This window comes from Streptomyces sp. DH41 (assembly GCF_029813785.1).
Lineage (GTDB): Bacteria > Actinomycetota > Actinomycetes > Streptomycetales > Streptomycetaceae > Streptomyces.
The window spans coordinates 57,576-79,090 of the sequence record NZ_JARVKY010000011.1; the positions used below are offsets into that span (position 1 = coordinate 57,576).

General features: G+C 72.1%; 3 protein-coding genes. All 3 read left to right on the top strand.

Annotated elements, in window-relative coordinates:
• Positions 1–24 precede the first annotated feature (24 nt).
• Positions 25–1,311, top strand: a complete 1,287-nt coding sequence (gene hemA, locus QC283_RS19385; protein ID WP_279562830.1) for a 5-aminolevulinate synthase — start codon at positions 25–27, stop codon at positions 1,309–1,311.
• On the top strand, positions 1,311–2,861 hold the full coding sequence (locus QC283_RS19390; RefSeq protein ID WP_279562831.1) for a long-chain-fatty-acid--CoA ligase: 1,551 nt from the start codon (positions 1,311–1,313) through the stop codon (positions 2,859–2,861). The genes hemA and QC283_RS19390 overlap by 1 nt, the downstream gene beginning before the upstream one ends.
• Positions 2,862–2,961: 100 nt before the next feature.
• On the top strand, positions 2,962–21,501 hold the full coding sequence (locus QC283_RS19395; RefSeq protein ID WP_279562832.1) for a type I polyketide synthase: 18,540 nt from the start codon (positions 2,962–2,964) through the stop codon (positions 21,499–21,501).
• Positions 21,502–21,515 lie beyond the last annotated feature (14 nt).

Consider the following 21,515-nt stretch of genomic DNA (forward strand, 5'->3'; position numbering starts at 1 on the left):
TCGCTACGTCGAGAAGGCGAGTAAATGAACGTTCACCTGGCGTCCTACCTGAGTAGCAAAACCGCTGGAGATCTCGCTGAAAGCAAGCGTGAGTTCCTGGAGATCGGCCGTCGTTCCGGTCACTACCCCCTGGCCTCTGCCCGGCGTGACGGGGTGGATTCGGAAGTAAATGTGTGGTGCAGCAACGACTATCTGGGCATGGGGCAGAACCGACAGGTCATCGAGGCGATGCAGGCCGCGATAGAGACCCATGGCGCAGGCTCCGGAGGGTCCCGGAACATCGGCGGAACCAACCACCACCACGTCCGTCTGGAGAACGAACTGGCGGATCTGCACGGCAAGGAGGCCGCGCTCCTCTTCACCTCGGGCTATACCGCCAACGAAGGCGCCCTCACCGTGCTGGCGGGAATGCCGAAGGACACCGTCGTATTCTCCGATGCGAAGAACCACGCATCGATCATCGACGGACTCCGGCACAGCGGCGCGAAGAAGCACATCTTCAGGCACAACGACACCGCCCACCTGGAAGAACTGATCGTGGCGGCTCCCGCCGACTGCCCGAAGCTCATCGTCGTGGAATCGGTCTACTCCATGTCGGGCAACGTCGCGCCGCTCGCCGAGATCGCCGACATCGCCGACAAGTACGGTGCCACGACCTTCATCGACGAGGTTCACGCGGTCGGCATGTACGGCCCGCAGGGCGCCGGCATCGCCGCGCGGGAAGGCATCGCCGATCGCTTCACCGTCGTGATGGGTACCTTGGCCAAGGGGTTCGGAACGGTTGGCGGCTACATCGCGGGACCGGCGGCCCTCGTGGACGCGGTGCGGACCTATGCGCGCTCGTTCGTCTTCACCACCTCGCTGCCGCCTGCGGTCGCGGCCGCTGCGCTGGCGTCGGTTCAGTATCTGCGGTCCTCCGACGCCGAGCGAAAGCTCCTCTCGGAGAACGCGCAGCTTCTGCACAGCCTTCTGATCGAGGCCGACATCCCGTTCGTCTCGACGGACTCCCACATCGTTGCGGCCTTCGTCGGGGACGACGATCTGTGCAAGCGGGCGTCCCGGCTGCTGTTCGAGCGGCACGGGATCTACGTCCAGTCCATCAACGCCCCCAGCGTGCCCGCGGGTGAGGAGATCCTGCGGATCGCTCCGTCCGCCGTACACGATCAGAACGATGTCGAGAACTTCGCCCATGCTCTTCGGGGAATCTGGAAGGAACTGAGCATTCCGACCGCGAGTGCCCGGGACTGGTTCACGTCCGAGCTCTGCGGTGGCGGCATCCGCAGCGCCGCGAAAGCCGAAGTGCTGCCGTAATGACGATGTCAGTTGTCGGCGTACTGGCCGGCACGGCGGCGCAGCGACCCGACCACCCGGCCGTGGTCTACGAGTCCGAGCACTTCACGTACGGGTGGCTGTGGGATCAGGCTCGCCGCTACGCCTCCGTGCTGCGCGACAACGGGGTACGGCCGGGGGACCGGGTCGCCATGCTGCTGGTCGACACCCCGCAGTTTCCCGTCGTGTACTTCGGCGTGCTGGCAGCCGGTGCCGTCGCGATCCCGCTGAACGTCATGGCGACGGCGGCGGAGACCGATCACGTACTGACCGACGCCGACGCCCGTTTCCTGGTGTGCGCCACCTCCTTGCTCGACCGGGCGAGGCAGGCGGCGGAGCGGCGGGGCACGGTCCTCCTCACCGTCGGCCCGGGCCCCGCGGGCACGGTCGACCTGGAGCACGCGGCACAGGGCACGGCGCCGATCGACGAGGCCGCCGTGCCGGGACCCGACGATGTCGCGGTCGTGTTCTACACGTCCGGTACGACGGGCGAGCCCAAAGGCGTGATGCTCACCCACCGGAACATTCTGTACAACGTCGAGAGGATGGTCACCACTCCGTACGCGTTCCGGGGTGACGACGTCCTGCTCGGGTGCCTGCCGCTGGCTCACGGCTTCGGGCAGATCTGCGGCATGCTGACCGGCTTCCGGGCCGGCGTCTCCCTCGTCATGATGCCGAAGTTCTCCGGCCCGCGGGCCCTCGAACTGATGGCGAAACACCGGTGCACGGTGTTCATGGGCGTGCCGACCATGTACTCCAAGCTGCTCGACGCGGTGGCTCAGGGAGAGCAGGTCCCTCGGCTCGACCGCGTGTACAGCGGGGGATCGGCGCTTCCCGTCAAGACCCTCGAGGCTGTCCGAAGCACGTTCGGATGCCCTGTGTACGAGGGCTACGGGATGACCGAGACCTCCTGCAGCGTCGCCTACCACTACCCCGGCCTGACGTTTCGCCCCGGAACGGTCGGTGTTCCCATCACCGGCATCACCGTCGGCACAGCTCGGCCGAACGCCGACGGGATCGACCTCCTGCCCGTCGGCGAGGTGGGCGAGATCGTGGTGCGAGGCCAGAACGTCATGGCCGGATATCTCGGCCGCCCGGACCTCACCGCCGAGGTGCTGATCGACGGTTGGTTCCGCACCGGCGATCTCGGCAGGCTGGACGACGACGGCTACCTCTCGATCGTGGGCCGCAAGAAGGACCTCATTCTGCGCGGCGGCTACAACGTCTATCCGCGCGAGATCGAGGAGATCCTCATCGGGCATCCGGCCGTGGCACAGGTGGCGGTCATCGGTGTTCCGCACCCCGTGCTCGGTGAGGAGGTCTGGGCGATCGTCGTGCCTGCCCGGCCGGAGGACGTCACCCCCGGATCGGACGAAGAGATCACCGAATGGGGCAAACAGCGACTCGCCGCATACAAATACCCTCGTCGAGTCGAATTCGTCGACGCCCTCCCGCTCGGGCCCAGTGGAAAAGTCCTGAAGCGAACGCTCGTGGCGAAATACGAGAAGCATTCTCCGCAGAAAGCGGCATGAATTGGTGTAGCACTCGCGACACAGCTGCGGGTGCTACTCCTCCGTTCAAGCATCGAACATAACAGGGGGCAGCTCCACCATGGCCGAATTCCAAGCGGACATGTCGGTATCGACAGAGGCGATCGCCGTCGTCGGTATGTCCTGCCGACTGCCGCACGCGGAGAACCCCGCTCAGCTGTGGCGACTGCTGAGCGACGGCCGCAGTGCCATCGGCGCGCCTCCCGCGAGGCGCCCCGAACTGCCCTCTCGACCGGGCGGCTACCTCGAGGACGTCAGCGGCTTCGACGCCGGCTTCTTCGGCATCGGTCCGCGTGAGGCATCGTCGATGGATCCGCAGCAGCGGCTGATGCTTGAACTCGCCTGGGAGGCCTTGGAGGACGCCAGGATCTGCCCGTCCGATCTGGCCGACAGCCGGACCGGCGTCTTCGTCGGTGTCATCGCCGACGACTACGCCGCCCTCACGCACCAGCACGGGACCGATGGCATCACCCGTCACACCCTGACCGGACTCAACCGCGGCGTCATCGCCAACCGGATCTCCTACACCCTGGGTCTGCAGGGACCGAGCGCGGCCGTGGACACCGGCCAGTCCTCCTCACTGGTCGCTGTGCACCAGGCAGCCGAGAGCCTGCGCCGCGGCGAGTCCGCCATGGCCCTCGCCGGCGGTGTCAACCTCAACCTGGTACCGGACAGCACCATCGGCGCGGAGCGGTTCGGCGCGCTGTCACCGGACGGTCGCAGCTTCACCTTCGACGCGAGGGCGAACGGATACGTACGCGGTGAGGGCGGCGCCTTCGTGGTGCTCAAGCCCCTGCACGCCGCCGTGGCGGACGGCGACCCGGTCTACTGCGTGCTGCGCGGCAGCGCGATGAACAACGACGGAACGACCGAGGGTCTCACCGTGCCGAGTCCGGCCGGCCAGCAGAACGTCCTGCGGCAGGCGTACGAGCGTGCCGAGGTGCCCGCCGAGCAGGTGCAGTACGTCGAGCTGCACGGCACGGGTACCAAGCTGGGCGACCCGATCGAAGCGTCGGCGCTGGGCGCGGTGCTCGGCGACGGCCGCGTGGACGGAGCCGACCTGCGGGTCGGATCGGTCAAGACCAACGTCGGACACCTTGAGGGTGCCGCCGGCATCGTCGGCTTGCTGAAGGCGGCACTCTGCATCCGGCACCGCGAGCTCGTGCCGAGCCTGAACTTCGAAACCCCCAACCCGGACATTCCACTCGACCAGTTGAAACTCGCCGTACAGCGCGGCCGCGAGCCGTGGCCGCGGCCGGACGAGCCGCTCTACGCGGGTGTCAGCTCGTTCGGCATGGGCGGTACGAACTGTCACGTCGTGCTCTCGGACTGGCGCGCCGAGCCGGCGGCGCGGGAGGAACCGTCCGGCGTCGAGTCCGGCGCAGGCGTGGTGCCGTGGGTGGTGTCGGGCAGGTCGGCCGAGGCCGTGGCGGGCCAGGCGGATCGCCTGGTGTCCTTCCTGGAGGAGCGTCCGGAGCTGGACGTCGCGGCGGTCGGCCGCTCGCTCGGCGTGACGCGTTCTCGTTTCGATCACCGCGCGGTGGTCGTGGGCCAGACTCGCGAGGAGTTGCTGGCCGGAGCCCGGGCGTTGGCCGAGGGCGTGCCCGCGGCCGGTGTCGTCACGGGTCGTGCGGCGCAGGACGGCGCGCTCGCGTTCCTGTTCTCCGGGCAGGGTAGTCAGCGTGTGGGGATGGGGCGTGAGCTGTACGCGGCGGAGCCGGTGTTCGCGGCCGCGTTCGACGAGGTGGTCGCGGCTCTTGACGTGTATGTGGATCGTTCGCTTGCCGGGGTGATCGCGGGGGATGCGGGGCTGCTCGAGCGGACGGTATTCACTCAGCCGGCGTTGTTCGCGGTCGAGGTGGCGTTGTTCCGGCTGCTGTCGCATTACGGGGTGACACCGGATTACCTGCTGGGTCATTCGGTGGGTGAGCTGGCGGCGGCCCATGTGGCGGGTGTGCTGTCACTCGAGGACGCGGCGCGTCTGGTGTGTGCCCGGGCCCGTCTGATGGAGGGGGTCGCCGCGGGTGGGGCGATGGTGGCCCTGAACGCGGGAGAGGAGCGCGTCGGAGGGTGGCTCGAGGGGCGTTCGGGTGTGGAGGTGGCGGGGGTCAACAGCCCTGTCGACACGGTGGTCTCGGGTGACGAGGCGGCCGTGCTCGAGGTTTTGGAACTGGCTCGTGGGGAGGGTGTGAAGGCGACTCGTTTGAAGGTGAGTCATGCGTTCCACTCGGCGCATCTGGACGGGGTGCTGGCGGAGCTGACCGAGGTGGCCCGGACTCTGACCTATTCTCCTGCGCGGATTCCGGTGGTTTCGAATGTGACCGGCGAGCTGGTCGAGGAGTTCACGGCCGAGTACTGGGCTGTTCAGGCCCGTCGGGCGGTGCGCTTCGCCGACGGTGTCGCGACGCTGGCGGGTCTTGGTGTGACGGCGTTCATGGAGCTGGGGCCGGACGGGACGCTTGCGGGTCTGGCGAGTGGGTGCCTGGCGGATGCCGAGGGCAGGGTCATGGTTCCGGTGCTGCGCGGGGACCGTGCCGGGAAGCGTTCCCTCCTCGCTGCCCTGGGCGCGGTGCACGCACATGGTGTGGACGTCGACTGGAAGCGGCTCCTGCCGGGTTCCGCTCTGGTCGAGCTGCCGACATATGCCTTCCAGCGCCGGCGCTTCTGGCTGGACGGTTCGGCGAAGGGCCCCGTCCAGGTCCGTACCGACGCGACAGGGCAGAGCAGTTCGAAGCAGGTCACGCGAGGCGACACGCTGGAACTGGTGCGTGCGCACGCAGCGGCGGTGCTCGGCCACGGATCGGCGCGCGACGTGGACGTCGACACGACCTTCAAGGAAGCGGGCTTCGACTCCCTCTCGGCCGTCGAACTGCGGAACGCGCTGAACGCAGCCACCGGGCTCTCGCTGCCTTCCAGCCTCCTCTTCGACTACCCGACCCCGGCCAGACTCGCCGAACACCTCGACGGTCGGCTCCACGGCCCGGACCGGAGCCAGGGCCGGGATGACGCCGCGTATGAGGCCACCGCCCTTGACGAGCCGATCGCCATCGTGGGCATGGCATGTCGGCTGCCGGGCGGAGTCGCCTCCGCGGAGGACCTGTGGCGCCTGGTCAGCAGGGAGGCCGACGCGGTCGGCGGATTCCCGACCAACCGCGGCTGGGACCTCGATTCCCTCTTCACCCCCGATCCGGACAGCCCCGGCAAGACCTACGCCGCCCAAGGCGGCTTCCTGCACGACGCTGACCGGTTCGATGCCGAGTTCTTCGGCATCAGCCCCCGCGAGGCAGCCGCGATGGAACCCCAGCAGCGGCTGCTCCTCGAGACGGCCTGGGAGGCCTTCGAACAGGCGGGCATGGACCCCGCCGCGCTGCGCGGCACCCGTACCGGCGTGTACGTGGGCGCGACGGCGCAGGAGTACGGGCCGCGGCTGCACGAGCCGTCCGACGGACACGACGGCTACCTGCTGACGGGCAACACCGCCAGTGTGGCCTCGGGCCGGCTGTCCTACACCTTCGGTCTGCAGGGGCCGGCGGTGACGGTCGACACCGCCTGTTCGTCCTCGCTCGTCGCGCTTCACCTCGCCGCGCAGTCCCTGCGCCGGGGCGAGTCCTCCGTGGCCCTCGCCGGCGGTGTGTCCGTCATGGCCACACCCGGCATGTTCGTGGAGTTCTCCCGGCAGCGCGGGCTGTCGCCGGACGGACGCTGCAAGGCGTTCTCCTCGTCGGCGGACGGCACCGGGTGGGCCGAGGGCGTGGGGCTGCTGGTGCTGGAACGGCTGTCGGACGCGGAGCGCAACGGGCACCGGGTGCTCGCGGTGATCCGTGGCTCCGCCGTGAACCAGGACGGTGCGAGCAACGGCCTGACGGCGCCGAACGGGCCCTCGCAGGAGCGGGTCATCCGCGCCGCGCTCGCCGACGCCCGCCTGGCGGCGTCCGAGGTGGACGCGGTCGAGGCGCACGGCACCGGCACCAAGCTCGGCGACCCGATCGAGGCGCAGGCGCTGCTGGCGACCTACGGCCAGGACCGCGAGGTGCCGCTCCGCCTCGGCTCGCTGAAGTCGAACATCGGTCACACGCAGGCCGCGGCGGGTGTCGCGGGCGTGATCAAGATGGTCATGGCGATGCGTAACGGGGTTCTCCCTGCCACGCTGCACGTGGACGAGCCGACTTCGCACGTCGCCTGGTCGGCCGGCGCGGTCGAGCTGCTGACGCAGGCGCATGAGTGGCCGGAGCTCGGCCGTCCGCGCCGGGCGGGCGTCTCGTCCTTCGGTATCAGCGGGACCAACGCCCACCTCATCGTCGAGCAGGCCACGAAGACCGAAGCCCCGTTGGAGGAGCCGGCGGTGCCGGGTCCGGTGCCGTGGGTGGTGTCGGGCAGGTCCGGGGCCGCGCTGTCGGAGCAGGCGGACCGGCTGGTGTCGTTCCTGGAGGACCGGCCGGAGCTCGACGCCGTGAGCGTGGGCCGTTCGCTGGCCTTGTCGCGTGCTCGTTTCGAACACCGTGCCGTGCTCGTGGGGGAAACCCGTGAGGAACTCCTCGACGCTCTGCGGGCGCTGACGCCGGGCGAGCCCGTCTCGACGGGTTCCGTCGCGTTCCTGTTCTCGGGCCAGGGCAGTCAGCGCCTGGGCATGGGCCGTGAGCTGTACGCGGCGGAGCCGGTCTTCGCGGCCGCGTTCGACGAGGTCGTCGCGGCGCTGGACGTCCACTTGGACCGGTCGCTCGCCGGGGTGATCGAGGACGAGCCGGAGCTGCTCCAGCGGACGGCGTTCACTCAGCCGGCGTTGTTCGCGATCGAGGTGGCCCTGTTCCGGCTGCTGTCCCATCACGGAGTGACCCCGGACTATCTGGTGGGTCATTCGGTTGGTGAGCTGGCGGCGGCCCATGCGGCGGGTGTGCTGTCGCTCGAGGACGCGGCGCGTCTGGTGTGTGCCCGGGCCCGTCTGATGAACGGCGTCGCTCAGGGCGGGGCGATGGTCGCCCTGAACGCGGATGAGGCGCGTGTTGCGGGGTGGCTCCAGGGCCGTTCCGGGGTGGAGGTGGCCGGCGTCAACAGCCCCGCCAGCACGGTGATCTCGGGTGACGAACCGGCCGTGCTCGACGTCCTGGAGCTGGCGCGCGGGGAGGGCGTGAAGGCGACCCGGCTGAAGGTGAGCCACGCCTTCCACTCCGCGCACCTGGACGGAATGCTGGCGGAGCTCACCGAGGTCGCCCGGACCCTGACCCATGCGGCTCCCCGGATCCCGGTCGTCTCGAACGTCACAGGTGAGGTGATCGAGGAGTTCACCGCCGAGTACTGGGCGGTCCAGGCCCGATCGGCGGTCCGTTTCGCCGACGGCATGGCCACGCTGGCCGACCTTGGTGTGACGGCGTTCCTGGAGCTGGGCCCCGACGGGACACTCGCGGGTCTGACGGGCGAGTGCCTGGCCGACGCCGACGGCATCGTCGTGGTCCCGCTGCTGCGCAAGGACCGGGCCGAGAAGCGTTCCCTCCTCGGCGCCCTGGGCACTGTGCACGCGCATGGCGTGGGCGTGGACTGGGAGGGGTTCCTGCCGGGCTCCGGTGTGGTGGAGCTGCCCACGTACGCCTTTCAGCGTGAGCGCTTCTGGCTGGACGCACCGCGTTCCGGTGACGCGGCGGGCCTGGGCCTGACGGCTGTGACCCACCCGATGCTGGCCGCGGCGATCACGGACCCCGATGGCGATGCCGTGCAGTTCTCGGCCTCGGTGTCGTTGTCCTCGCATCCCTGGCTGGCCGACCACGCGATCGGCGGGACGGTCCTGGTCCCGGGGACGGTGTTCCTGGAGCTCGCGGGCACCGCGGCCGAGCACCTGGGTCATGCCACCGTCGAGGAACTCACCCTCCAGGCACCCCTGATCCTCTCGGAGAAGACGGGAACCCAGCTGCGGCTGACCGTCGACCGGGCCGACGCGCGCGGCGATCGTCGGTTCACCGTGTACGCGCGGACCGGCGAAGAGCCGTGGACCGGCCACGCGGCCGGCCTGCTCACTCCCTCCGTCCCCTCGCCGGGCGTCTCCCTGAGCCAGTGGCCGCCGGCCGAAGCCACCCCCGTCCCCGTGGACGGCGTCTACGACCGCCTCGACGACCTGGGCTACGGCTACGGGCCGGCCTTCCACGGCCTGCGCGCCGCCTGGCGCGCAGGCGACGACATCTTCGCCGAGGTCGTCCTGCCCGACCAGCTCCGCACCGAGGCCGCGCGCTTCGGCGCGCATCCCGCCCTCCTCGACGCGGTCCTGCACCCTCTCGTCCTCGAGGCCGCGGACTCGGCGCAGGACGACAGCACGATCCGTCTGCCGTTCTCGTTCTCCGGCTTCGCGCTGCACGCGGTCGGCGCCACGGTGCTGCGCGTCCGCTGGACCCGCACCGGCCAGGACACGGCCCGTCTCGTTCTGGCCGACGGCACCGGCGCCCCTGTGGCGGCGATCGAGTCGGTCGCCCTGCGGCCGATCGCCCGCGATCAGCTCGCCGTCGTCAGCCCGGCCGTGGAGTCTTTGTACCGGATGGCCTGGGAGGCCGTCCCAGCGGCCGAGCCGGTCGCCGACCAGCGGTGGGTCCGGCTCGGCGAGGCGCCCTGCACCGACCTCGCCGCGCTCGGCGCCGCGGTCGACACAGGGGCCACCGCGGCGGAGTTCGTGGTGATCGGCGAGAAGCAGCTCGCCACAAGCACCACCGGTGACGAGCTCGCCCGGACCCACGCCACGGCGGCGCGCGGGCTCGAGGCGGTCCAGGACTGGCTGGCCGCCCCGCAGTTCGCGGACAGCCGCCTCGTCCTCGTCGTACCGGACGGTGCGCTGCACACGGCCCCGCTCGTGGGCCTGATCCGTACCGCGCAGTCCGAGCAGCCGGGCCGACTGGTCCTCGTCCACGTGGATGAGGACGGTGAGGAGCTGCTCCCCGCCGCGCTGGCGTCCGGCGAGCCCGAGGTGGCGGTGCGCGGCGGCGGGTTGTTCGTGCCGCGTCTGGCGCGCGCCGCGGGTGCCGTGACGAAGACGGTGAGGGGCCTGGACCCGGAGGGCACGGTCCTGGTGACCGGCGCTCTGGGCACGTTGGGCCGCCTGGTGGCGCGCCGTCTGGTGACGCATCACGGTGCGCGGCATCTGCTGCTGGTGTCGCGTCGAGGTGCCGAGACCCCGGGCGCCGCCGAGTTCGTGGCGGAGCTGGCGGAGTCGGGCGCGCGCGCCCGGGTGGCGGCGTGCGACGTGTCGGACTTCGACGCGCTGGCGGGTCTGCTGGACGAGGTCGCGGCCGAGCGTCCGCTGACCGCCGTGGTGCACACGGCGGGTGTCCTGGACGACGCGACGGTCGCCTCCCTGTCGGCCGGTCAGCTGGAGCGGGTGATGCGCCCGAAGGTGGACGCGGCCTGGAACCTCCACCGCCTCACCGAGTCCCTCGCCCTCACCTCGTTCGTCATGTTCTCGTCCATCGCGGGACTCATGGGCAACGCCGGCCAGACCAACTACGCGGCCGCGAACACCTTCCTCGACGCCCTCGCGCAGCACCGCCATGCCCGGAACCTGCCTGCCACCTCCCTCGCGTGGAGCCTGTGGGACAGCGCCGACGGCATGGCCGGAACGCTCGCGGACGCCGACGTCGCGCGCTGGAAGCGGAGTGGCATCGTCCCGCTGACCCCGGAACTGGGGCTCGACCTGTTCGACGCGGCGCTCCCCTCGACGGAGCCGCTGCTGGTCCCTGCCGAATTCGACCTGGGCGCCCTGCGCGCCCTGGGCGAGGAGAACACGCTGCCCGAGCTGTTCACCGGCCTGGTCCGCGTCCGCCGCCGGCAGGCGGCAGGCACCGACCGCAGCGCCGACTCGTCCTGGGGCCGGCGGATGAGCGCACTGCCCGCTGAGGAACGGGCGCAGGCCGTGCTCCAGACCGTACGGGAGACCGTCGGGCTGGTCCTCGGGCACGGGGCCGACGCCGGCATGGACCCGGCCAAGGCGTTCAAGGACACCGGCTTCGACTCCCTCACGGGTGTCGAACTGCGCAACCGGCTGGGCTCGGTGACCGGGCTGCGGCTGCCCACCACCCTCGTGTTCGACCACCCGTCGCCCCAGGCGGTGGCGGACTTCCTGCTGGACCGGCTCGACGCGACCGGAGCCGCCGCCGTCCCGTCGGTGGCCGCCCACGCCCCGGGACTGGACGAGCCGATCGCCGTGGTCGGTATGGGCTGCCGTTACCCGGGCGGGGTCTCCTCACCGGAGGACCTGTGGCGGCTCGTGGCAGAGGGCCGGGACGCGATCGGCGACTTCCCGTCCGACCGCGGCTGGGACGTGGAAGGCCTCTTCGACCCGGACCCCGAGAAGATCGGCAAGTCGTACACGCGCAAGGGCGGATTCCTCCACGACGCCGCGGATTTCGACGCCGAGTTCTTCGGCCTGAGTCCGCGTGAGGCGATCGCGACCGACCCGCAGCAGCGTGTGCTGCTCGAGGTCGCGTGGGAGGCGCTGGAGCGGGCGGGAATCGACCCCGCCGCGCTGCGCGGCTCCTCGACCGGTGTCTACGCGGGTGTGATGTACAACGACTACGGGTCGCGGCTGGCGAGCGCTCCGGAGGGCTTCGAGGGGCACCTGCTGACGGGCACGATCGCGAGCGTCCTGTCGGGCCGGGTCTCCTACACCTTCGGACTCGAGGGACCGGCGGTGACTCTGGACACGGCATGCTCCTCCTCGCTGGTGGCGGTCCACCTGGCCGCTCAGGCGCTGCGCCAGGGCGAGTGCTCGATGGCACTCGCCGGCGGTGTCACCGTGATGTCCACGCCGACGACCTTCGTCGAGTTCTCACGTCAACGCGGTCTGTCGCCGGACGGGACCTGCAAGTCGTTCGCCGCTTCGGCGGACGGTACGGGCTGGGGCGAGGGCGCGGGCATGCTGGTGCTGGAGCGTCTGTCGGACGCCCAGCGGCTCGGGCACCACGTCCTCGGTGTGATCCGTGGTTCCGCGGTCAACCAGGACGGTGCGAGCAACGGCCTCACCGCCCCCAACGGCCCCTCCCAGGAACGCGTCATCCGCCAGGCCCTCGCCAACGCCCGCCTCGCCCCGCACGAGGTGGACGCGATCGAGGCGCACGGCACCGGCACCCGGCTCGGTGACCCGATCGAGGCCAACGCGCTGCTGGCCACCTACGGCCAGGACCGCGGCGAGCCGCTGCGCCTGGGATCGATCAAGTCGAACATCGGTCACACCCAGGCCGCCGCCGGCGTCGCGGGCATCATCAAGATGCTGATGGCGATGCGTCACGCGGAGCTCCCGGCGACGCTGCACGTGGACGAGCCGACGCCGCACGTCGACTGGTCGACCGGTGCGGTGGAGCTGGTCACCGAGCATCGGGCCTGGCCAAAGGTGGCGCGTCCGCGCCGCGCGGCCGTTTCCTCGTTCGGCATCAGCGGTACGAACGCGCATGTGGTCCTGGAACAGGGCCCGGAGCCGGTCGTGGCCGGTGAGCCCGCGGTGGCGGGGCTTCCGCTGGTGGTCTCGGCGAAGAGCGAGGCGGCCCTGGCGGCCCGGGCCGGCCAGATACGCGAGCTGCTGGCCTCGGAGAGCGCCGCCCCCGCGCGGCTGGCGTCGGCTCTCGCCACCCGCGTCCCGCACCTCCCCCTGCGGGCGACGGTCTCGGGTGCCGACCGGAACGAACTGCTGGCAGGCCTCGACGCACTGGCCTCGGGCGGGACCGCGCCGAACCTGGTGCAGGGCACGGCCACGGACGCGGGCAAGACGGTGTTCGTGTTCCCGGGACAGGGCTCGCAGTGGCAGGGCATGGCCCTGGAACTCTTCGACTCCTCCCCGGTGTTCGCCGCCCGGCTCGTGGAATGCGAGCGGGCGCTGGCGCCGTTCACGAACTGGTCTCTGCTGGACGTCCTGCGTGGTGTGGAGGGCGCGCCCGGATTCGACCGGGTGGACGTGGTGCAGCCGGCGCTGTGGGCCGTGATGGTGTCCCTGGCCGCGCTGTGGCGTTCGGTGGGCATCGAGCCGGACGCGGTGATCGGCCACTCGCAGGGCGAGATCGCGGCGGCCGCAGTGTCCGGCGCGCTGTCGCTGGACGACGCGGCGAAGGTCGTGGCGCTGCGCAGCCGGGCGATCGTGAAGCTGGCGGGTACGGGCGGGATGGTCTCGGTGGCCCTGCCCGCCGACGACGTCCGCGAACTCATCACCCGCTGGGACGGCGCCATCGACATCGCCGCACACAACGGCCCGCGTTCTGTGGTGGTCGCCGGAGAGGTGCCCGCTCTCGAGGAGTTGGTCGCCCACTGCAAGGGCAGCAGGACGCGCGCCAAGCGCATTCCGGTCGACTACGCCTCCCACTCCGCGCACGTCGAAAGCCTGCGGGACGAGCTTCTCGACGCCCTGTCCTCGCTCACTCCGCGCGCCGCCGAGGTGCCCTTCCTCTCCACCGTCACCGGTCAGCCGCTGGAGGGCACGGAGCTCGACGGCGCCTACTGGTTCCACAACCTGCGCAGGACCGTCCATCTGGAGGAGGCCACCCGGACCCTGCTCGATCAGGGCCACCGCGTCTTCATCGAGGCCAGCGCCCACCCGGTGCTGACCATCGCGCTCCAGGAGACGATCGACGACACGTCCTACGACAGCGCCGTCACCGTGCCCTCGCTCCACCGTGACGAAGGTGGACTCGACGATTTCCTCGCCTCCGCGGCGCAGGCGCACGTCTCGGGCGCTCCGCTCGACTGGACTGCCGTGCTGGGCGGCCCCGGCGCGGTCGTCGCCCTGCCGACCTACCCCTTCCAGCGCCAGCGCCACTGGCTGGAGGGCCCGGCGCCGGCCGGGGACGCGGGCGGGCTCGGCATGGCCGCAGAGCGGCACCCGCTCGTCGGCGCCGCGCTCTGGCCGGCCGACGCGGACAAGCTGCTCCTGAGCGGCAGGATCGCCCTGAACACGCACCCCTGGCTGGCCGACCACGCCGTGGCCGACACCGTGCTGCTCCCCGGCACCGCGTTCGTGGACCTCGCCATCCGGGCGGGTGACCACGTCGGCCTCGACCAGCTCGACGAACTGACCCTCCAGGCACCGCTGGTGCTGTCCGGCCGCGGCGCGGTACAGCTCCAGGTCGTCGTGGACGCCCCGGACGAGGAGGGCCGGCGCGCCCTGTCGGTGCACTCCCGCCCGGAGCCCGACTCCGACGACGCCCTGATCCACCCGTGGACCCTCCACGCCACCGGCGTACTGGGCCACGCGGAAGGACCTGCCGGCGTACCGGCGGACACCGCCTGGCCCCCGGCCGGCGCCGAGCCGGTCGACCTGACGGCGGCGTACGACACGCTCGCCGAGCGGGGCTTCCAGTACGGGCCCGCCTTCCAGGGCCTGCGGGCGATGTGGCGCACCGGCCAGGAGACGTTCGCCGAGGTCGCGCTCCCAAAGGAGGTCTCCCCGGGAGAGTTCGGGATCCACCCGGCCCTCCTCGACGCCGCCCTGCACCCGCTGGCGCTCGCGGAGGACGGCCGCCTGGTGCTGCCGTTCGCCTGGACCGGCGTTCGGCTGCACGCGGTGAACGCCGGCGTGTTGCGCGTACGGATCACCCCGGAAGGCTCGGGTGCCGCCCTGTCCCTCGCCGACACGGGCGGAGCGCCGATCGCGTCGGTGAGGACGCTCAGCCTGCGGGCCGTGGACCCCGCGCAGCTGACCGGCCCGGGCACGTCCCGCCGGCCGGTGCTCCAGGTGGAGTGGACGGCCGCCCCCGAGGCCGCCCCGGCCGCGGGGTGGGCCGTCCTCGACGACCGCGGCCACGGTCTGCCCGCCCCTGCGGGCAGCTACTCGGACCTCGCCGGCATCGTCGGAGACCCGCCGCTGGTCGTGGTCCCCTTCTCGGGTGAGGACGGCCCCGGCGCCGTGGCACACCGGGCCCTGCGGCTGGCCCAGGAATGGCTCGCCGAGGACCGGTTCGCCGACTCGCGCCTGGTCTTCCTGACCCGCGACGCAACCACCGCCCGCACGGAGGCCGGACTCGCGTCGGCCCCCGTCTGGGGTCTTGTGCGTACCGCCATGACCGAGCACCCCGACCGGTTCGGCCTGCTGGACCTGACGGACCGGGACCCCTCCGAGGCCGAGCTCGGCCGTGCACTGGCCGTACCGGAGGCGCAGGTGAGCCTGCGGAACGGGGCCCTGTTCGTACCGCGGCTGGTCAAGTCGCCCAAGACGGACGGCACCGTGCCCGCCCTGAACCCCGAGGGCACCGTCCTCGTCACGGGCGCCACCGGCACCCTGGGGCAGCTCTTCGCCCGCCACCTCGTCGCCGGACACGGCGTACGGCATCTGCTGCTGGCGAGCCGCCGGGGCCGGGACGCGGCGGGCATGCTCGAGCTGGAGGCCGAACTCACGGCCCACGGTGCCCACGTGTCCGTGGTCGCCTGTGACACGGCCGACCGCACGTCGGTCGCCGCAATGCTGGACGCGATCCCCTCATCGCACCCGCTCACCGCGGTCCTGCACACCGCCGGCGTCCTCGACGACGGCACCCTGCACGCCCTCACGGCCGAGCAGCTCGACACCGTCCTGCGCCCCAAGGTCGATGCCGCACGGCATCTGCACGAGCTGACGGCCGACCTGGACTTGGACGCGTTCGTCCTGTTCTCCTCGTTGGCCGGTACGGTCGGCACCGCGGGACAGGCCAACTACGCCGCGGCCAACACCTATCTGGACGCCCTCGCGCAACACCGCCAGGCCCTGGGCCTGCCCGGTACGTCGCTGGCCTGGGGCCTGTGGGCCGAGGGCAGCGGGATGACCGGTCACCTGACCGACGCCGACCTCGCCCGCATGTCCCGGGGCGGCATCGCCCCCATCGGCAGCGAGCAGGGCCTCGCACTGTTCGACGCGGCCCTCGCCACCCGCCGGCCGGTGCTCGTCCCGGCGTTCCTCGACCACACCGGACTGCGGGCCCGGAACGAGGACGGCACGCTGCCCGCGCTCTTCCACGGCCTGGTGCGTCTGGTGCGGCGCGCCGCCGCCGGCGCACAGCCGGGCGGGAACACCCTCCGTGAACGCCTGGCGCCCCTGGCTCCCCAGGACCAGGAGCGCGCGATCCTCGAACTGGTCCGCGGCGTGGTGGCCTCCGTACTGGGGCACACCGACGCCGAGCAGGTCGCGCCCGGCCGGGCCTTCAGCGAGCTGGGCTTCGACTCGCTCAAGGCGGTGGAACTCCGCAACCGGCTGAACGCGGCCGCGGGCCTGAAGCTGCCCGCGACGCTGGCGTTCGACCACCCGAACACCAGCGAGCTGGCCGGCTTCCTGCGGACCGAACTGCTGGGCTCGGCCGCCGAACCGGTCGAGGCCGGACCGGCTGTCGGCGCCCGCGACGAGCCGATCGCGATCGTCGCGATGGCCTGCCGCTACCCGGGCGAGGTCGGCTCCCCGGAGGAGCTTTGGGCACTGCTGTCCGACGAGCGGGACGCCATCGGCCCGTTCCCGACCGACCGCGGCTGGGATCTGGAGAGCCTGTACGACACGGACCCCGACCACGCGGGCACCTCGTACACCCGGCACGGCGGATTCCTCTACGGGGCTCCGCAGTTCGACCCCGAACTCTTCGGGGTCAGCGCGCGGGAGGCCACCGCCATCGACCCTCAGCAGCGGCTCCTGCTGGAGATCTGCTGGGAGGCCTTCGAGCGCGCGGGCATCGACCCCACCTCCCTCAAGGGCACCCAGACCGGTGTGTTCGCCGGCGTCATGGCCAACGACTACGCGGCACGCCTGAAGGACACCCCCGAAGGGATGGAGGGCTACCTGTCGGTCGGCAGCACGGTCAGTGTCGCCTCCGGCCGCATCGCCTACACCTTCGGCCTGCAGGGCCCGGCGATCACCGTCGACACCGCCTGCTCCTCCTCGCTCGTCTCCATCCACCTCGCCGCCCAGGCACTGCGCAACGGCGAATGCGGGCTGGCCCTGGCCGGCGGCGTGACCGTGCTGGCCGCGCCCACCCTGTTCGTCGAGTTCAGCCGGCAGCGCGGCCTGGCACCGGACGGCCGGTGCAAGCCCTTCTCCGCGCAGGCGGACGGTGCGGCCTGGGCCGAAGGCGCCGGAATCCTCCTGCTGGAGCGGCTCTCCGACGCCCGGCGCAACGGCCGCCGGATCCTCGGCGTGATCCGCGGAACCGCCGTCAACCAGGACGGCGCGAGCAACGGCCTCACCGCCCCCAACGGCCCCTCCCAGGAACGGGTGATCCGCCAGGCGCTGGCCAACGCGGGCCTGACCACCGCGGACGTCGACGCGCTGGAGGCCCACGGCACCGGCACCACGCTGGGCGACCCGATCGAGGCCCGGGCCGTACTCGCCACCTACGGGCAGGCGCGCACGTCCCCCCTCCTGATGGGCTCCCTGAAGTCCAACATCGGGCACTCCCAGGCCGCCGCCGGTGTGGCCGGCGTCATCAAGATGGTCAAGGCGATGGAGCACGGAGTGCTCCCCAAGAGCCTCCACATCGACGAGCCCAGCACGCACGTGGACTGGTCCTCGGGCGAGGTGGAACTGCTCACCGAGGCGGTGCCGTGGCCCGGGACCGAGCGGCCGCGGCGGGCGGGCGTGTCCTCCTTCGGCATCAGCGGCACCAACGCCCACGTCATCGTGGAGCAGCCGCCGGCCGAGGGGACGGTCCCGCCGGCCGAGCCGATGCCGGTCGTGCCGCTGCTGCTGTCCGGGCACAATGACGCGGCCCTGCTGGCACAGGCCGACCAGGTGGGCGCGGTGCTCGCCGAGGCCGGGCCGCGGGACCTGGCATCGACGGGCCGGACCCTGGCCGTCGGACGAGCCGTCCTCCCGCACCGTGCCGTGGTGGTGGCCGCCACCACCGCCGAAGCGGTCGACGCACTCGCGGCACCGACCGTGCGGGGAACACCCGTGGACGGCCGCACCGCCTTCCTGTTCACCGGCCAGGGCAGCCAGCGGCTCGGCATGGGCCGGGAGCTGTACACCGCCTACCCCGCCTACGCCCAGGCCCTGGACGCCGTGTGCGCGGAGCTCGACCCATGGCTGGAGGAGCCACTGCTCGACATCCTCTTCGGCGAGGACCCGGCGCCGCTGGACCAGACCGGCTTCGCGCAGCCCGCCCTGTTCGCCACCGAGGTCGCGCTCTTCCGGCTCCTCGAGGACTGGGGCGTACGGCCGGACTTCCTCGTGGGTCACTCCATCGGTGAGCTGGCCGCCGCGCACGTCGCCGGCGTCCTCTCGCCGGCGGACGCGGCGCAGCTCGTCGCGGCCCGCGGCCGGCTGATGCAGGCACTGCCCGGCGGCGGCGCGATGCTCGCCGTACAGGCCGGGGAGCAGGAGGTGCTGCCGCTGCTCGACGGACGGGAGGACCTGCTGGCCATCGCCGCCGTCAACGGCCCCGTCTCCGTGGTGCTCTCGGGCGACGCGCAAGCCGTCGAGTCCGTCGGCGCCGAACTCTCGGCCCGGGGGCGCAGGACCAAGCGGCTGCGCGTCAGCCACGCCTTCCACTCCCCGCACATGGACGCGATGCTGGACGAGTTCCAGACGGTCGCCAAGGGGCTCACGTTCGCCGCGCCCACCATCCCTGTCATCTCCACCCTGACCGGGCAGCCGGTCGGCGCCGGGGAACTGACCACGCCCGAGTACTGGGTCCGGCACGTCCGCCGGCCCGTGCGCTTCCTGGACGCGGCACGCGCCCTGGAGGCCGAAGGCGTACGGACCTTCATGGAACTCGGCCCCGACGGTGTGCTCAGCGCGATGGGGCAGGACTTCCTCGACGCGGGATCGCTTCTGGTCCCGGTGCTGCGCGGCGGGCGCCATGAGCCGCACACCGCCGTCACCGCCCTGGCCCACGCCCACGTACGGGGCGTGCCGGTCCACTGGCGCGCGCTGTTCGGCGAGAACGCCGGACCCGCCGCGGACCTGCCGACCTACCCCTTCCAGCGCCGGCGTTACTGGCTCACGGAAGGGCCCGGCGGCGGCGACGTCACCTCGGCCGGACTCGACTCCGCCCGGCACCCGCTGCTCGGGGCCGCGGTGCCGCTCGCCGACTCCGACGGCGTCCTGTTCACCGGCCGGCTCTCGGCCCGCGACCACACCTGGTTCGCCGACCACGCCGTCGCCGGCACGCCGCTGGTTCCTGGCACGGCCCTGGTGGAACTCGCGCTCCACGCGGGCGCCGCGCTCGGCTGCGAGCACCTGGAGGAACTCGCCCTCCAGGCGCCCCTGGTCCTCCCCGACGAGGGCGCGCTCCAGCTCCAGATCACCGTCGGCGGCCCCGACGCGGACGGCCGCAGGCCCATCGCCGTCCACTCCCGCGGAGAACAGGAAGGCAGCGTCTGGAACCGGCACGCCACCGGAACCGTGATGGCCGCCGTTCCCGCCGTCCCCGAACCCGACCTCGCGTCCTGGCCTCCGGCCGGCGCCGAACCCCAGCCGGTCGAGGACCTGTACGACCGCCTCGCCGACCAGGGCTACGGCTACGGCCCCGCCTTCCAGGGCCTCCAAGCGGCATGGCGGGCGGGCGACGACCTCTACGCCGAGGTACGGCCGTCCGCCGACCCCGACGGATTCGCCCTGCACCCGGCACTGTTCGACGCCGCGCTGCACGCACTGCTCCTGGAGGAGTCGGCCGAGCTCCGGCTGCCCTTCTCCTTCGGCGGCGTCCAGCTGACCGGGGCCCGGAGCGGCACCGGCACCCTGCGGGTCAAGCTGTCCGCCGGCCCGGACGCAACGGTCGCGGTCGACATCGCCGACGAGACGGGCGCGCCGGTGGCCACCGTCGCCTCGCTCGCCCTGCGGGCCCTGCCGGCGGGGACCGCGCTGACCCACCCTTCCGGCCGGCACGTGTACGCGGTGGAGCGGGCCGGTACGGAACTCTCCGCCGGCGGCGCCACGAGCATCGTGGTCCTCGGCGAGGCCGACCTCGGACTCGCCGCCCAGCACTACGCCGACCTCGCCGGGCTGGCCGCCGCGGCGGCCGGCGGCGCGGCCGCACCCGACGTCGTCGTCCTTCCGGTACGCCCGGCCCCCGTGCACGAGACCGGCCGGGTCACTCAGGAAGTGCTGGCGGTCCTGCGGCAGTGGCTCGCCTCCGACGCGCCGGCCGGAGCGCGGCTCGCCGTGGTGAGCACCGGGGAACTGGCGCACAGCGCGCTGTCCGGGCTGATGCGGACCGCCGAGTCGGAACACCCGGGACGTTTCCAGCACGTGATCACGGACGGCCTGCCGGCCGGCCGCGAGCTGCTGGCCGCGGCCCTGGCCGACCCCCGGCCGCGGCTCGAACTGCACCAGGGACAGGTCTACGTGACCAGGCTCGCCAAGGTCCCGCACCCGTTGCGGATGCCGGACGCCGGCGATGCGTTCGACCCGGAGCGCACGGTGCTGATCACCGGCGGCACCGGCGCGCTCGGAGCCCAGGTCGCCCGGCACCTGGTGACCGGCCGCGGCGCCCGCCGCCTGCTGCTCACCAGCCGGCGGGGCGGGGCGCAGGACCTCGTCGCCGAACTGACGGAGCTCGGTGCGGAGGTACGGGTCGCGGCATGCGACGCGGCCGACCGTGACGCCCTGGCGGCCCTGCTCGCCTCGATCCCGGACGCGCACCCGCTCACCGCGATCGTGCACGCGGCCGGAGTCGTCGAGGACACCACGCTGGAGGCCTTGAGCCCGCAGAGTCTCTCCCGGGTCCTGCGGCCGAAGGTGGAAGCCGCCTGGAACCTGCACGAACTGACCGCCGGACTGGAGCTGACGGACTTCGTCCTCTTCTCCTCCGTCGCCGGCCTGGTGGGCAACGCCGGACAGGCCAACTACGCCGCCGGCAACACCTTCCTGGACGCGCTCGCCGCACACCGGCGCGCCGAGGGCCTGCCCGCCGTGTCCCTCGCCTGGGGCATGTGGCAGGACGGCATGGCGAACGACCTCGACCGTGCCGACCGGGCCAGGCTCGCACGCAACGGGATCCTGCCGATGCCGACCGACCAGGCCCTCGCGGCCCTCGACACGGTCCTGGCCGGAGCCGGAGCACCACGACCCGGCGGCGATGCGGTGACCCGGCCGGTACTCGCCCCGGTGGCCCTCGACCTCGCGGTACTGCGCAGCCTCGGGGACACACTGCCCGAGCTGTACCGGGACCTGGTGCGCACCGAGCGCCGGGCCGGCCGGCCCGCCTCCGCTCCGGCACCGACCACGCTGGCGCAGCGGCTCACCGGCCTGAACGGGGAAGAACAACAGCGGCTGCTACTCGACTTCGTCAGGGAACAGGTCGGCATCGTCCTCGCCCACCCGTCCCCCGGGACGATCGACGTCCAGCGCGGGCTGCTGGACCTGGGCCTCGACTCCCTCACCGCGGTCGAACTGCGCAACAGGCTGAACACCGCCACCGCACTGCGGCTGCCCAGCACGCTCGTCTTCGACCACCCGACCACCCGGGCCATCGCCGCGTATCTGCAAGGCGAACTGGTCGGCGAAACGGCGGACCCGGTCCAGGCGGCCCTGGACGCACTCGAGGCCGCTCTCTCGGCCGCCGGCCCGTCGGACGGCGACGGACCGGCGGAAACGTACGCCGCGCGGCTGCGCGGCCTGCTCCGGACGGTGGCCGGCGGCCCCGACGACGCCGACATCGATCTGGCGAGCGACGACCAGCTCTTCGCAGCACTTGACAACGAACTCGGCAGGTAGACATGAGCAACGAG

What these genes read in the sequence shown, in the direction of transcription:
- hemA (WP_279562830.1), top strand. Translation starts at nt 25, where the DNA reads ATGAACGTTCACCTGGCGTCCTACCTGAGTAGCAAAACCGCTGGAGAT.
- QC283_RS19390 (WP_279562831.1), top strand. Translation starts at nt 1,311, where the DNA reads ATGACGATGTCAGTTGTCGGCGTACTGGCCGGCACGGCGGCGCAGCGA.
- QC283_RS19395 (WP_279562832.1), top strand. Translation starts at nt 2,962, where the DNA reads ATGTCGGTATCGACAGAGGCGATCGCCGTCGTCGGTATGTCCTGCCGA.